Here is a 15,227-nt window from a genome sequence, read left to right as displayed (position 1 = left end):
GGATTTCCATATATAATCGTTAAATTATAATTACTTCTTGTTGTAACGGCTACGGAATTTGTCGATACGACCTGCAGTATCAACTAATTTCATCTTACCAGTATAGAATGGGTGTGAAGTATGAGAAATCTCTAATTTTACTAATGGATATTCATTACCATCTTCCCAAGTAATAGTCTCTTTAGTTTCTACACATGATCTAGTCAAGAAAGCATAGTCATTCGACATATCTTTGAATACAACTAATCTGTAGTTTGATGGATGTAAGTCTTTTTTCATTTTATCTTATGATTACAATATATGCTAATATTTGAGGTGCAAAGATAATTTATTTTATTTTAAATCCCAAAATAATATTTATCTACACCTACAAAAAATTATCAACACTTTTACCACGAAATATTCAGAACACAAAAGTATATATTTTTTATATATTCCATCCACCAAAAAACATAATTTCTTACTTTTGCACATTATTTAAAATATATCGACAATGAGTATTTCACTATCCGAACAGGAAATTCAACGTAGAAAAAATTTACAAAGTATCATTGACTTGGGGATCAACCCTTTCCCTGCCGATGAATACGAGGTAAACGTTACTGCGGCAGATATACTGGAAAACTACGAAAGAGATAAAATAAACTATAAAAATATCCGTATCGCCGGACGTATCATGAGCCGTAGAATCATGGGTAACGCTTCTTTTATAGAGATTCAGGATTCTACAGGACGTATACAAGCCTACGTAAAGCGTGACGACCTATGTCCGGGCGAAGACAAGACCTTTTATAATACGGTATTCAAAAAATTGTTGGATATCGGCGACATAGTAGGTATCGAAGGTTATGTGTTCACCACTAATACGGGTGAGATTTCTATACATACGCAGAAGTTAACTCTTCTTACCAAGTCGTTGCGTCCACTTCCGGTAGTGAAAGAGGTCGACGGCAAAACGTTCGACGCCTTCACCGACCCTGAGCAGCGCTACAGAATGCGTTATGTGGATTTGATTGTAAACCCACAGAACAGAGAAATCTTCATCAAGCGCACGAAGCTCTACAACGCCATGCGTCAATTCTTCAATGACGCAGGCTATATGGAAGTAGAAACACCTATCTTGCAATCCATACCGGGTGGTGCTGCAGCCCGTCCTTTCATTACGCATCACAATGCGTTGGACATTCCGCTATACTTACGTATTGCAAACGAGCTGTATCTGAAACGCCTTATCGTTGGAGGCTTTGACGGTGTGTATGAGTTTGCGAAAAACTTCCGCAACGAAGGTATGGACCGTACGCACAACCCGGAGTTCACCGGCATGGAGATTTACGTAGCTTACAAAGACTACAACTGGATGATGGATTTCACCGAACGTCTGTTGGAGCACTGCGCCATCGCCGTAAATGGCACGACAAAAGCTACCTTCGGTGAACATGAAATTGACTTTAAGGCGCCTTATCCGCGCATCACGATGACCGAAGCCATCAAAAAATATACAGGCTTCGACATCACTGGCAAGTCGGAAGATGAAATCCGTGAAGCCGCAAAAAGTATGGGCATCGAAGTGGACGACACTATGGGTAAAGGTAAACTTATCGACGCCATCTTCGGCGAAAAATGTGAAGGCAACTTTATCCAGCCTACCTTCATCACCGACTACCCTATAGAGATGTCTCCTCTTACCAAAAAACATAGAAACAACCCGGAACTTACCGAGCGTTTTGAGCTTATGGTATGCGGTAAAGAGATTGCCAATGCCTATTCGGAGCTTAACGACCCAATAGACCAACGCGAGCGCTTCGAAGAGCAGTTACGTCTTTCGGAGAAAGGCGACGACGAAGCCATGTTCATCGACCACGATTTCTTGCGGGCATTGGAATACGGTATGCCTCCTACTGCAGGTCTGGGAATCGGCATGGATCGCTTGACAATGTTCTTGACCAACAATGCGTCCATCCAAGAGGTACTGTTCTTCCCTCAGATGAGACCGGAGAAAAAAGAACCTGCCGTACAGCTTACGGAAGAAGAAAAAACGGTACTAAACATTCTCAGCGACCAAAGACAGACTCTTGCAGAAGCTAAAGAGAAGTCCGGGCTAAGTGGTAAAAAATGGGATACAGCTACCAAAAGCCTACGCCAGAAAGATATGATAGACATCATCATCGAAGGAGATAATAAATTTATCACAAAAAAATAAAGAAAGGGCTCTTAAGAGCCCTTTTGTTTATCCAAACTTTCTTTCCTTCCAACTGTTAAACAAGTAGGTAAAGAGATTATTACTATTTCTTCAGAATATTATCATATAATCATTTTTATCACATTTTTGCAATAAAATTTCTTACCTTTGTGTGCTTTTATCCGGCTCTGTAGGTCGGATTTTAAAACATTAAATAGATACAGATGAAATTATCACAATTCAAATTCCACTTACCTGAATCTCTATTAGCGACTGAACCTTCTGAACAACGTGATGAATCTCGTTTGATGGTACTTCACAAAGATACCGGTAAAATCGAGCACAAAATCTTCAAGGATGTTATCGATTATTTCGATGACAAAGATGTAATGATTTTGAACAACACCAAAGTATTTCCGGCACGTTTGTACGGAAATAAAGAAAAAACAGGCGCTACCATAGAAGTTTTCTTATTGCGTGAGTTAAACAAAGAATTACGTTTGTGGGATGTATTAGTAGATCCGGCTCGTAAAATCCGTGTTGGAAACAAGCTATACTTTGGTGAAGATGATTTATTGGTTGCCGAAGTTGTGGACAACACGACTTCTCGTGGCCGCACTATCCGTTTCTTATTCGATGGTACTGATGAGGAGTTTCGCCGCAACATTGAAATTTTAGGAGAGACACCTCTACCTAAATATATCAAACGCAAAGCAACTCCGGAAGACAAGTACCGTTATCAAACTATCTACGCTAAAGAAGAGGGGGCGGTAGCAGCACCTACGGCAGGTCTTCACTTTTCACGTGAACTGATGAAACGCCTAGAGTTGAAAGGTGTTGACTTTGCGGAGATCACCCTTCACGTGGGGCTGGGCACCTTCCGTACAGTAGAGGTGGAAGACTTGACAAAACATAAGATGGACTCTGAGCAGTTCATCATCACAGAAGAGGCAGCAAAAATCGTAAACCGCGCCTTAGACAACAAACGTCGTGTATGCGCCGTAGGAACTACTTCTATGCGTGCCATAGAATCTTCCGTATCAGCAGACAAGAGACTTAAACCTGCTGCAGACTGGACAAGTAAGTTTATATATCCTCCTTACGACTTCAGCATCGCCAACTCTATGATCACCAACTTCCACATGCCGGAATCTACCCTATTGGTGATGATCGCTGCATTCGCGGGTTACGAAAATGTGATGAACGCCTATGAAGTAGCGGTGAAAGAGAAATACAGATTCTACAGCTACGGCGATGCCATGTTGATTATTTAAAATTCTGATATTATTTCAATATTTTTGAGCGTGATTGGACAACAGTCACGCTTTTTTATTTTATACCATGAACAAACGTATTGTCATCATCGCCGCCGGAGGAACGGGATCACGCATCAATGCTGACCTACCTAAGCAGTATATGCTGCTCAATGATAAACCCGTACTTATGCATACTATAGCTGCTTTTGTAGAGTGCAGCGACCTTATCGTGGTGGCTCTTCATAGCGATATGGTGCAATATTGGACAGAGCTATGCCTGAAATATGACTTTGCCGTGCCACACGAGATGGTCATAGGCGGCAAAACCCGCTTTCAGAGTATACGTAATGCTATCAACTTCATTGAACAACGGTTTCCCGAGGTATTTTACGAAGAAGGAAACAGTATTGCCGTACACGATGCTGCACGACCTCTAGTGGACAAGGAGCTCATCGAAAAATCCTTTGAACTAGCAGAAAAAGGACAGTGCAACGTGTTGGCCACACGGAGCACCAACTCTATACGTTTGGGCGGCGTAGCAGATAACAAAGCTGTGGATAGAGATACGGTATGGCAGATACAGACCCCTCAGACCTTTCCGGCACACCTTCTACTGCAAGCTTACCGTCAGCCCGAAGAACCTCTCTTTACGGACGATGCTTCCGTAATAGAAAAAATTGGCTATCCCATACATCTTCTTGAAAGCAGCCCTAAAAATATTAAGATTACCTATGCAGAAGATTTTGAAATAGCCAAAATTTATATGAAGTAAGTGGTAAATGCCGTCACCGTTAGGCATTACCACGTATTATTCGTAATAGCACAACTATTACAGCTATCACCAATAATATATGGATGATACCTCCTGTAGCATAGCCACCTAAAAAGCTGATTGCCCAAATTATTACTAGAATAACGGCGATTAAATAAAGCAGATTTCCCATAGTCTTTTTGTTATTAAGTTTATAATTAGAGTTGTTAAAAACTCCGTGACTATAGGAATAACAATCTTGAAAGCAAAAGGTTTAGCTATCCCACATTAATCTACTTCCAAGCACAGTTGGTCATAAGCGGCAAACACATTCTCCGGAAGAATATTACAGATATACTCATGGGTGCCGAAGCGGTGACTTATATGCGTAAGATAGGCTTTCTTAGGATTTATCTCCTGTATGAAGGCCAATGCTTCTTCCAGTGTAAAATGCGAAATATGAGGCTGCTCCTGCAGGGCATTCACCACCAGTACTTCCACTCCTTTCAGCATATCTTTGGTGGCGTCGGAGACAGTCTTCGCATCCGTAACATAAGCAAACTTGCCTATGCGGTATCCTATGACGGGCATCTTGTAATGCATAACTTCAAAAGGCTGTATTTCCACGTCAAACAGCTCGAAGGGCTGCAAGGGACGGATTTCCTTGAGTTCCAGCTGTGGTGCTCCTGGATATTTCACAGCAGAGAAAGCATAATAGAATTCTCTTTCCAGCGCCTCTAACGTGGCAGCATTAGCGTAAATGTTAATAGCACGCTGTTGACGGAAGTTGAAAGCCCGCACATCATCGAGACCCGCGATATGGTCTTTGTGCGAGTGCGTCATCAGCACGGCATCTAGGTGTGTCACCCTCTCACGAAGCATCTGATAGCGGAAGTCAGGACCAGTATCGATGACGATGTTCTTACCATTATCCAACTCTATTAACACCGACGAACGCAGACGCTTATCATGCGCATCGGTAGACACACACACCTCACAGTTACAAGCTATCACAGGTACCCCCTGTGATGTTCCCGTTCCTAAAAATCGAATTTTCAATGCTCTCCTAGTCTTTTTTCGTTAAAGTCTTATAAAAAGTCCACTGCTTCTCGTCAAGCATATCTTTGGTAACTTCAAATTCCCTCAACAGCTGGATCAGCGAGTTGATTTTGATTTCGAGGTTCGAAAACTTATTGACCACGATAACCTTAGTATTTTGTATTACACATGCTCCTGTCTTAAAGTTACCTTTTTCGTAACGAACCTTATAGCCAAGGTCCAATAGAAGCTGCTCAATTTTATCTAAGTTGTACTGTGTAATTGAAACCACTGTCTTCTAATTTATGTTCAAAACTACTTAGAAGTATCTTTCTTTAGCCAGATACGGTCTACATAGTTGGTCAGAAACCCTGTCCCATAGGCTATAAGCTGCGTGTAGGCTGCCACAACACCATATACCCCTACCTTCAGGCTTTTTGTCGTAAGTATGGCGTGTACCAGCAACAGCAATGTATAGCTTATGATAAACAAATTCCCTACCCTGACCAGAAATTGCAGCCACACCACATCTGTAAATATCATAAAATTGATGATATTAAGCACAATTAAGGTGATTAGTCCTACGGTAAATGCCGCAGGCAGCATATGGACGAGCTTCAATTCTGAGGGATAAAGTATAGAAATATCTATACGTCCTTTGCCAAAAGCATTAGTCTGCTTATAGAACTGAGAAAAACTTGTTCTGCGCTTATGATATACGAATGCTTCCGGAATAAGCCCTACCTTAAAACCAGACTGTATCATGCGGATACTGAATTCGATATCCTCCGAACGACGTGAAAGCTTATATCCCCCGGTCTTCTCATACACTTCACGTGAAATCCCCATGTTGAAGCTGCGCGGATGAAACTGACCTACATGCTTCTTGTTTCCTCTTATACCACCAGTAGTAAAAGGACTGGTCATCGAATAGCTTATAGCTTTCTGTATTGGAGTGAAAGATTCGTGCGCTGCATCTGGCCCTCCAAAGGCGTCCCAGCCGTTACGTGCTATGGCATCCTTAACCTTCTGCAGATAGTCCGCAGGTACAAGTATATCGGAATCAAAGACAATGAAGAAGTCGCCCTTGGCACGTTCAAAACCATAGTTGCGGGCCATGCCCTGCCCCTCATTTTCTTTGAAAAAGTATTTGACATCCAATCTGTCGGCATAGCGTTCTATGATATGCTTGGCAGGTCGTGTAGAACCATCCTCCACGATAATGACCTCAAAATCCTGGTACGTCTGACTCAACAAAGAGTGCAGCAGCTCCTTGATTTCGTCCGATCTATTATATAAAGGGATGATAATTGAAAAAAACATGCAACTAAATTACTCTTTCGATATGATACTTGTTTCGCTCCGAACTATTGCGGGACACCAATTCAGCGATAAAACCGGTAAGAAACAGCTGGGTACCGATCATGATAGCCAGCAAAGACAGATAGAACAAAGGCTGATCTGTCACATTTCGGTACACTGTACCGTTGGCTATGCTGATAAGCTTGTCGGCGATAAGATATATGGTGATGAAAAATCCTATAATAAAGCTCAACACCCCTACCGGACCGAAAAAGTGCATTGGTCTTTTGCCAAACTTGCCGACAAAGACAATAGACATCAAATCCAGAAAGCCCTTGATGAACCTTCCGGGACCGAACTTGGTCTTGCCGTACTTGCGTGGATAGTGCTGCACGACCTGCTCCTGAATATTAGAGAAGCCTGCCCACTTGGCAATCACAGGAATGTAGCGATGCATCTCTCCATATACTTCTATGGTTTTCACCACATCCTTCTTATAAGCTTTCAACCCGCAGTTGAAGTCGTGCAGATTATGAATACCTGACACTTTACGTGTTACGGCGTTGAAAAGCTTGGTAGGTATGGTCTTCGAAGGCGGATCATAACGCTTCTGCTTCCATCCGGACACCAGATCTGCTCCCTGATTTTTTACGCGATCGTAGAGCTCAGGAATCTCATCCGGGCTATCTTGCAGGTCGGCATCCATGGTAATGACCACCTCGCCCTGTGCAGCTGCAAAACCTACATTCAAGGCAGCAGACTTACCATAGTTGCGGCGAAACTTAATTCCTGAAATCTGGTCGTGACTTTTCTTTAACTCCGTAATGATATTCCAAGAACTATCGGTACTTCCGTCATCCACAAGAATAATCTCATAATTGAAATTATTGGCATGCATGACCCTGCGAATCCAATCCGTCAATTCCGGCAGTGATTCCGCTTCATTATATAGAGGTATGACAACCGATATATCCATATATTGTTAGTACTATTAATTGTTTGTCATCTTATTGGTTTGCAACAATTTCTCGTTTCTCGTTATTGCCGCCAATATCAAGGAAAAGATAAATTGCATAAGGATAGATATCATCAAGCCACGGAACACATCCTTGAAGCTGATATGGCCAATGGCATTCATTTGTTCTTCCAGAGCGGCCACCCTAGAGTCTATAACCTCATTTTCTACGCCACTATTCTCCATCTGCTCTATCGTCAGATTTATCGTATTGCGCAACACGTCCTCCTGAATCCCCGGATTGATCACATGCACATACAGCATGGTGCTCAAAGTCGCTATGACCGTAGAGATCAACAGCATGAGGAATGTAGACTTCAACGCTATGGAAAAATTCCATATCCCCCCATTTCTTTTGCGTAAAGAATACGTAAAAAAGAGGGCGATAACCATATACAAAATGGTGTTTATCCCAAACGATAAGGCGGTCAACACCCAAAACGATTGTACAGCCTTACTGATATACAGAACCAATATGCCCAACACTAAAGAGATTACGCCCAAAACAATTCCATATTTGGTGCTTTCCGTCTTGTTGAACCGTGCGTTAAATCCTGCTTCTGTAAATTTTGATTCTGTCATTATTGTTTATTGAAATTAACGATTACTTCGTAAATAGCCGTTTCGTACGACCTGTTGGCAGCATGTGAGGCGAACTCTTCCACCTGCTGTGCTGAAGGATTCGGCTCGAAGAAGAAAGCCATCAACGGATAGAACAGCTCATACAGTTCCTCCATAGGCATCACCGACTTCGACACACGCGCGATTTCAGAATAATCCGACTCTACCAAAATTTGGTTTGCAATAACTTTTTCATAGATACGGTACTCGTCTTGAAATTCATCTTCTTCCACCAAAAGAAACTCTTTCAGATAATCTCCCAACTCAGGCTCGATGGATTCATCGGCACATTCTCTTAAATATAAGAAAATATTGAGTAATTCCGTTCCACGATCTATGGTATCCTCTTCGATCTGTTCCCATTCCGGAGATTCAAGATAGTCGTCTTCCAGCTTTTTGACATCTTCGGCGAAGAAGTTAATCATCAACAGGTCGAAAACCACTTCACGCATTTCTTCGAACTCTTGGTAGTCGTCGAAGACTTTGTCCATGGCTTCCACCTTTTCCATAAAAGGAGCTTCTTTTTGGAAAGCCTCCTTCACTGCAGATACAAAAGCCGCGCTGTCAATATTTTCATATTTGGCATAAGCCGCAATTCCGGCTTCCAATGCCTTGTTAACTTTTTTGTCTATCATGTTAATTATTTTCTATCAATTGATTGTTATTTACAATCAACTTCACTTTACCCACCAATTCTGTTCCAAACAATGGGTTATTTTTGGATTTTGACTTATTCGTCGTTTCGTCAAACACCCACTTCTCTTTAGTGTCAAACACCACCAAATTAGCTTTTTCTCCTTTTTCTAGTTTAGGCACCTCAAGACCTACGATTTTACGAGGGTTCAAGGCCATCTTCTCCACGATCTGCTCTTCATCAAGACCTGCCTTCAACAACAGCGGGAATGCCGTTTGAAGACCTGTGATACCGTTTTTGGCGATATGGAACTCTACATTTTTGAATTCCACCTCCTGCGGAGTATGTTGAGATACTACGGCATCGATGACCCCATCCTTCAAACCTTTCAACAGCGCTTTCACATCTTTCTTGGCACGTAGCGGAGGACTCACCTTATAGTTAGAGTCGAAGCCTACCACATCCTCATCCGTAAATACTAGGTTATGTGCCGCCACATCGCAGGTCACCTTAAGGCCTTTGGCTTTAGCCTTTTTGATCAGCTCTACCGATTCTGCTGTAGAGATTGTAGTGAAATGTATAGGTGCGTCATTATATTCAGCCAAATAGAGGTCGCGCGACACCATCAATGATTCAGCGAGATTAGGAATACCTTTCATGCCGAGGTATGTACTCATCACGCCTTCATTCATCTGATTGCCGCCGGCTACCGACTCGTCCTGCGCAAAAGAAATGATAAGACCACCAAATCCTTTGGAATACAACAATGCTCTTCCCATAAGGCCGGCCTGCTGCACACTGCGATTGCCGTCCGAGAAAGCTATGGCTCCTGTCACCTTCATGTCGTACAACTCAGCAAGCTCGTTGCCCTCTCTCTTTTTGGAGATAGCTCCTATAGGATATACATCAACGGCATTACCTTTGGCAGCGTTTACCACCAAAGCCACTTCCGCACGGCTGTGTATAGGAGGATTAGTATTAGGGTGTACCGCAATGCCGGTAAAGCCTCCCGCCGCTGCTGCCGCCGTACCCGTAACAATATCTTCTTTGGTCTCGTATCCCGGCTCACCTATATTGACGTTAAGGTCGAAAAATCCAGGTGCCACACACGCTCCTGATGCATCGATAACCTTAACATTATTTTCCACTTTTATGCTTTTGTTTATATCGGCAATTACTCCGTCTTTTATCAGAATATCTACTTGTTGTTGATTAAAAATATGTCCTGGTAAAACTAATTTAGCAGAAGTAATTAAAAATGTACTCATGAGTAGTTTTTGTTGAAAAGTTTGGGATTATGGATTTATACGAATGAGATATATTTTGATGTGAGACTGCAATTCCACCTAAGCATTCAGCATGAAATATGCCCGATAGATCAAAATATAGTGAGTGTATCATCAAAAGACAAATGTAAGGAAAATTGCGTAGATAATTCTTAACAAAACACGATTAAACTACGAATTTTCACCCCAGCGGAAGCTGTCTATCTTTAGGTCCAGCAGAGACAGCACACGGTCCACCACTGTGGCGGCAAGCTCTTCCATAGTTTTTGGTCGACTATAGAAAGATGGAGATGCCGGACAGATAATACCTCCCGCCTGTGTTACAGTAAGCATATTCTGAATATGGATAGCGTTAAGAGGAGTCTCACGTGTCACCAACACCAGCTTTCGGCGCTCCTTCAAGATCACGTCGGCAGCCCTAGTCGTTAGGTCCGAAGAGGTTCCCGTGGCAATACGTGCCAATGTACCCATAGAACAAGGACACACCACCATACTTTCATACTGTGCCGAGCCCGAGGCAAAAGGCGCCATGAAGTCCGTTTTTGAATAAAACGTGAAATCATAATCATTGTAAGAAGTATTTCCCAGCTCATATTGCCATACATCCTTGGCATTGTCGGACATCACCACCCCCACAGCCTCCAGCTGATCGTGAAGCAAGGAAAGCTTATCCAACAATACTTTGGCATAAATGGAGCCCGAAGCACCCGTAATGGCTACAATGATTTTCTTCTTTTGCATAAACAAAAATACACAAAAAGCCCCGCAACGACGAATTTTTGCTGCTTATCATAAAGAATCACCATAATCACAAAAGAAAAGGGTCGAATAGAGTTATTCGACCCCTACATCTACCTATGAAAAACATGCCCCTGGGGAGGGCATAACAAAATTACACAAATGAATATTAACTAAAATAACAAACGAATACATTCTAAAAATTTTGTAGAAAAATCACTACAAAGCCCTCTACAAGCTCATAAAGCCACTTTTTTCAACTTCTTCCTTCAAGCTTACATTTAACACATTTAACTTTTAAGAAAACATATATTCACATGTATTTATTTTATCCACATATACTAAAATTTTTCGGATTTTTTACTTACTTAGCTGTATAGAAACAAACCTAACATGAGCATAAGCATTTTAGAACAATATATTGAAACGGGCAATCACTTAGACCTAGAACATCTGCTTAACAAAGATGCTTCGATCCTAAAGGAGAAAACCAGCCACGATATATCGCCTTTGCTGCTGGCTTGCTACTACAACAAAGACAATGTAGTACAGACCATCCTTAAGTTTACCACTACGATTACTATCCACGAAGCTTGTGCTGTAGGTCTTCTTCAACATGTACAGATGATGATTGATCACAAAGCCGATATCGTCAATGAGCTTTCATCGCATGGCTTTACACCACTAGGTGTTGCCACCCACTTCAATAAAGAAGATATAGTAAGACTTCTTTTGACCCATAAAGCCGACCCTAACTTATGCTCTCAGAATGGATTTAATGTATATCCCCTTCATGCTGCACTGGCCAACAACAACAGTGAAATAAGCAAAATGCTTATCGAAGCGGGGGCCGACGTTAATGTTGTACAGCACGGAGGATTCACTCCTCTCCACCTGGCTTGTCAACATGGAAATATAGACCTTATCATCATCCTCTTAGAACAAGGGGCATCCGTAGAAGCACGCAACCAAAACGGAGAGACACCTTCCGACTTGGCGCTGCAAAAAGGTTTCCGCGAAATCGCCGACATTCTTAAAGTTTAGCCTACCGGAGACAGTAGTACCCTAAGGCGCAGTCGAGACAGCGTTTCACCACACAGTAAGATTTGTACAGCTGAATGATGGCCTGCCCGTCTCCCGCTGAGCGGCTCTGCACGCCCAGCTCCCGGAATTTACGTATGATGTTATTATCCTCTGAAGGCAGCAGCGACAGCCATTCCACAGCCTTATCCTTCAGTCTTTCGTCGCCTAAAAACCTTCCATAGGCAAATAATACGGGAACAAAAGTATTGACCACCAGATGTGTTACAAAGCTTTCCGTCACCGTTGTCGGATGAACCTTGGTCACCTTCCCAAAATGAAAATGTTCATTCCAATAGGAAGCTACCTCTACCTCTCTGCATGCCTGCATAACGGTTTCCAGACTGTTTTTCCGTATATATTCGAACCATCTTACGCGCTGTCTTAGCAGTGCACATAGCTGCGCCAACCGGATGGTCGGGAAATTATAGGGCCGCATACGCATAAACTTCCAGCTTTCCTTCTCCATGGGCTGCAGTCGATGTAGCATCTTTAGATACTGGAACTCCTCTTTCAGCTTGCGGGCATAACTATCTTTCATCTCCGACATATCCAACAGCCCAGCACAACCAAACAACAGTGCTTCCAACTTATCTTCCTCTTCTGCATATTTGTATATAAGATTGAGGGGAATACTTTTCATCAGTCGCTCAAAAGCATGTTGGTTTATTGCCATACCAAAAGAGCGGGCCAAGGAAATGATGGTCACCTTCTCCCAGTCGTTAGCGGTTTGCTCCAACCATTCTTCGATAAGTAGCGACTTAGTTTCCAAACGCTCGATAAGCACCCTATCCAGCCAGCTGTACACATGAAAAGAGGCTATTTGTGGCAGTCTATAAGCACAGGCAATAGGATGCTGCTGCTGCATAAGTTCCATATACCTTTCCGGCAAGGAAGGGTCCACAAAGTCTTTCATTGCCAAGGTAGGGATTTCGGTACCATCTTGGCGCAGCACTTTCTCTCCCTCATCCGCTTCCCAAACCACATGGAGTATGGTCGTATTGTAACGCGCATCGTGTTGGTGGTTGTGTCGGTTCCAGTCCTGTGATTCCACATGCATTTCCACATTTCCTGCCCAGACGGACCCGTTGAGTCTAATTTTGGCAAATTCGAAGTCCGCTCCGGCATCAGTATTGTACTGGCCAAAGTCCAGAATCTGCAGCTCCTCCCCTGCCGTGGTCTTAAGATTTTGGGGATTAATAAGTTTGTAACGCCATATAAAATGAAGCAACTTCTCCGGATACCTCATTTCACGACAGAATTAACTTATTGAATATTACTTATTAATATAAATATTCAACACGTTACTTCCAACTTTTAATGTTTCTTTGCTGGCTACAGGCAACTTAGGAGAAGGAATGCCGTCGTCCCAAACGACATCACCTGTGATGACGCGTGCCTCATCCCAAAGGTTAGCATCAATAAATTGCTGAAGGGTCTTCGCTCCTCCCTCGATGATAAGGGACTGTACGTCCATTAGAAACAGTTGATATAATATGTTTTGCGGAAGATAGAAGTCAAAATTTTCCAACTCTATATACTTGAGGTGTGCTTTCCAATCGGTCTTCACCGCATTGAAAATGATTAAATCCGAGTTAGTGATAGAAAACAACTTGGATGTCTCCGGCACTTCCAGATTTTTGTCTATGAGCACGCGCTTCGGCGATTTACCTTTCCAGAGGCGCGTATTCAGCGAAGGGTTGTCGATAAGAGCTGTACGTGTGCCGACGAGGATGGCATCCTCCTCCGAGCGCCATTTATGTACCAGCTGCTTACTCGCCGGACGCGAGATCCATTCCTGACGATCCGCCTTGGGAGCAAAATAGCCGTTTTTTGTTTCTGCCCATTTAAGAATCACATAGGGGCGCTGTTGCGTGATACGCGTAAAAAAACGGCGGTTAGCAAATCTACATTCCTCCTCCAGTACCCCTACTTCCACATCTATGCCGGCGTCACGGAGGATCTGAACTCCCTTGCCATTTACTTTGTCGAAGCTATCCAAGCAGCCTATGACCACCTTCTTCACCGGAAAGGAAGCTAACATGTCCGCACAAGGTGGTGTCTTCCCGTAGTGGGCACAAGGTTCTAACGACACATAGACCGTAGATTGACGAAGCAAAGCCTTCCCTTCCTCCTCTCCATAGTTTGTTAACACCTCTTGGATGGCATTTACCTCCGCATGCGGTCCTCCGTAGGGAGAGGTAAAACCTTCTCCGATAATTTTATCCTCGTATACGACCACCGCCCCTACCATGGGATTGGGACTCACAGACCCGGCACCTAACACCGCCAGATCCAGGCACCGCTTCATATAGCGCTCATCTACCGTCATAGTGCAAACTTAACATTTTGCAGATTTAAAAGAAAAGAGCCTTTGAATATTGTAGTTTTGTAATATGCAAAGAACATGGAAAGACATAGAAAGCGCCTACATCAAGATCTTGGCATCCCTTTACCCCGAAAGTGAGAGCAGAGAGCTCTTCTTCCTTGCTGCTGAAGAGGTTGGCGGACTTCGCAAATATGAGTTTTCACTCCTTAAAAATGAAGCCGTCGCGCAAAACATCGATAGCCGCCTGCTACAAATCCTCGACCAGCTTGCCATGGGAAGACCTATTCAGCATATTTTGGGGAAAGCGCCTTTCTACGGTCAAGAATTCTTTGTCAACGAACATACCCTCATCCCACGTCCGGAAACCGAAGAGCTTGTGGACTTGATCATTCGGGATTGGCGGGATGCCTCCTCCATCAAGCTTATAGACATAGGTACCGGCACAGGATGTATTGTCCTTTCCTTAGCAAAGCACCTTAATGCGGACAGCTGGGCAGTAGACATCTCCGCTGAAGCTATTGCTGTGGCCAAGAAAAACGCCCAAGCCCTGAAGACGGACGTCAGCTTCATACAGGCCGACATCCTGGAATGGGAATTTATGTTTTCCGAAAGACAAAATTTTGACATCATCGTCAGCAACCCTCCCTATATTACACCTGCAGAGAAGGAAGAAATGCACCGCAACGTCTTACAGTACGAGCCCCATCTTGCTCTTTTTGTAGAGGAAAGTGCTCCCCTTCTATTTTATGACCATATCGCCGACTTTGCCTTACACCACCTCGTCGAAGAAGGCACGCTATATTTTGAAATCAACCAGTTTCTAGGAGAAGAAACGGCAGATTTGTTGAAGAAAAAGGGGTTTAGCGCGGTAGAACTCTTCAAAGATATCAACGGCGCAGACCGCATAATACGGGCAAAACGCAAAAAGAGCCTTCAATAGGCCTACAACGACCTTTTTAACAATATTTTTTTATTCTGAAAAACAAATAGTTAAAGAA

17 protein-coding genes are annotated in these 15,227 nt (G+C 43.1%); 5 read left to right on the top strand and 12 right to left on the bottom strand.

Annotation, left to right across the window (positions count from 1 at the left end; translation table 11 throughout):
- Positions 1-30: 30 nt before the first annotated feature.
- Complete coding sequence (locus ABD873_RS02790; protein WP_345064342.1) at positions 31-279, bottom strand: type B 50S ribosomal protein L31; 249 nt, start codon at positions 277-279, stop codon at positions 31-33.
- A 214-nt stretch (positions 280-493) separates the two neighbouring features.
- Between ABD873_RS02790 and lysS the strand changes: the two genes are divergently transcribed.
- The 3 genes from lysS to ABD873_RS02775 all read left to right on the top strand — a co-directional run bounded on the left by lysS (position 494) and on the right by ABD873_RS02775 (position 4,207).
- On the top strand, positions 494-2,200 hold the full coding sequence (gene lysS / locus ABD873_RS02785) for a lysine--tRNA ligase (RefSeq protein WP_345064339.1): 1,707 nt from the start codon (positions 494-496) through the stop codon (positions 2,198-2,200).
- A 203-nt stretch (positions 2,201-2,403) separates the two neighbouring features.
- A complete protein-coding gene (gene queA / locus ABD873_RS02780; RefSeq protein ID WP_345064336.1) occupies positions 2,404-3,453 on the top strand; it encodes a tRNA preQ1(34) S-adenosylmethionine ribosyltransferase-isomerase QueA in 1,050 nt (349 codons plus the stop codon).
- A 67-nt stretch (positions 3,454-3,520) separates the two neighbouring features.
- Complete coding sequence (locus ABD873_RS02775) at positions 3,521-4,207, top strand: IspD/TarI family cytidylyltransferase (protein ID WP_345064333.1); 687 nt, start codon at positions 3,521-3,523, stop codon at positions 4,205-4,207.
- A gap of 19 nt (positions 4,208-4,226) precedes the next feature.
- Here ABD873_RS02775 and ABD873_RS02770 read toward each other — a convergent pair whose 3' ends face one another.
- The 9 genes from ABD873_RS02770 to ABD873_RS02730 form a co-directional block, all read right to left on the bottom strand.
- A complete protein-coding gene (locus ABD873_RS02770; protein ID WP_156138374.1) occupies positions 4,227-4,379 on the bottom strand; it encodes a lmo0937 family membrane protein in 153 nt (50 codons plus the stop codon).
- Positions 4,380-4,474: 95 nt separating this feature from the next.
- Complete coding sequence (locus ABD873_RS02765) at positions 4,475-5,245, bottom strand: MBL fold metallo-hydrolase (protein WP_345064330.1); 771 nt, start codon at positions 5,243-5,245, stop codon at positions 4,475-4,477.
- Positions 5,246-5,252: 7 nt separating this feature from the next.
- Complete coding sequence (locus tag ABD873_RS02760; RefSeq protein WP_039054507.1) at positions 5,253-5,516, bottom strand: hypothetical protein; 264 nt, start codon at positions 5,514-5,516, stop codon at positions 5,253-5,255.
- A gap of 23 nt (positions 5,517-5,539) precedes the next feature.
- The gene (locus tag ABD873_RS02755; protein WP_345064326.1) at positions 5,540-6,547 is read right to left on the bottom strand and encodes a glycosyltransferase; all 1,008 of its coding nucleotides are present in this window, start codon (positions 6,545-6,547) and stop codon (positions 5,540-5,542) included.
- A gap of 4 nt (positions 6,548-6,551) precedes the next feature.
- Positions 6,552-7,502: a glycosyltransferase family 2 protein gene (locus ABD873_RS02750; protein ID WP_345064323.1), complete on the bottom strand. Its 951-nt coding sequence runs from the start codon at positions 7,500-7,502 to the stop codon at positions 6,552-6,554.
- Positions 7,503-7,517: 15 nt separating this feature from the next.
- Positions 7,518-8,123 carry a DUF4199 domain-containing protein gene (locus tag ABD873_RS02745; protein ID WP_345064320.1) on the bottom strand — a complete coding sequence of 202 codons (606 nt, stop codon included), beginning with the start codon at positions 8,121-8,123 and terminating at the stop codon, positions 7,518-7,520.
- The gene (locus ABD873_RS02740) at positions 8,123-8,797 is read right to left on the bottom strand and encodes a hypothetical protein (RefSeq protein ID WP_345064317.1); all 675 of its coding nucleotides are present in this window, start codon (positions 8,795-8,797) and stop codon (positions 8,123-8,125) included. The genes ABD873_RS02745 and ABD873_RS02740 overlap by 1 nt, the downstream gene beginning before the upstream one ends.
- A 1-nt stretch (position 8,798) precedes the next feature.
- Positions 8,799-10,064 (bottom strand): dihydroorotase, encoded by a 1,266-nt coding sequence (locus tag ABD873_RS02735; RefSeq protein ID WP_345064314.1) that lies wholly within the window; start codon positions 10,062-10,064, stop codon positions 8,799-8,801.
- A gap of 189 nt (positions 10,065-10,253) precedes the next feature.
- Positions 10,254-10,823 carry a UbiX family flavin prenyltransferase gene (locus ABD873_RS02730; protein WP_039053453.1) on the bottom strand — a complete coding sequence of 190 codons (570 nt, stop codon included), beginning with the start codon at positions 10,821-10,823 and terminating at the stop codon, positions 10,254-10,256.
- 390 nt (positions 10,824-11,213) lie between these two features.
- Here ABD873_RS02730 and ABD873_RS02725 point away from each other — a divergent pair, with 390 nt between their 5' ends.
- On the top strand, positions 11,214-11,864 hold the full coding sequence (locus tag ABD873_RS02725; protein ID WP_345064310.1) for an ankyrin repeat domain-containing protein: 651 nt from the start codon (positions 11,214-11,216) through the stop codon (positions 11,862-11,864).
- A 1-nt stretch (position 11,865) separates the two neighbouring features.
- Here ABD873_RS02725 and ABD873_RS02720 read toward each other — a convergent pair whose 3' ends face one another.
- Positions 11,866-13,149 carry a DUF2851 family protein gene (locus tag ABD873_RS02720; protein WP_345064307.1) on the bottom strand — a complete coding sequence of 428 codons (1,284 nt, stop codon included), beginning with the start codon at positions 13,147-13,149 and terminating at the stop codon, positions 11,866-11,868.
- A gap of 27 nt (positions 13,150-13,176) precedes the next feature.
- Positions 13,177-14,232 (bottom strand): bifunctional diaminohydroxyphosphoribosylaminopyrimidine deaminase/5-amino-6-(5-phosphoribosylamino)uracil reductase RibD, encoded by a 1,056-nt coding sequence (gene ribD / locus ABD873_RS02715; RefSeq protein ID WP_345064304.1) that lies wholly within the window; start codon positions 14,230-14,232, stop codon positions 13,177-13,179.
- A 64-nt stretch (positions 14,233-14,296) separates the two neighbouring features.
- On the opposite strand from ribD, the gene prmC reads away from it, so the two are divergent.
- The gene (gene prmC / locus ABD873_RS02710; protein ID WP_345064301.1) at positions 14,297-15,169 is read left to right on the top strand and encodes a peptide chain release factor N(5)-glutamine methyltransferase; all 873 of its coding nucleotides are present in this window, start codon (positions 14,297-14,299) and stop codon (positions 15,167-15,169) included.
- Positions 15,170-15,227 lie beyond the last annotated feature (58 nt).

This window comes from Sphingobacterium thermophilum (assembly GCF_039541675.1).
GTDB lineage: Bacteria > Bacteroidota > Bacteroidia > Sphingobacteriales > Sphingobacteriaceae > Sphingobacterium > Sphingobacterium thermophilum.
Note: the sequence above shows the minus strand (reverse complement) of the source record. Positions and strands in the feature narration are given on the sequence as shown.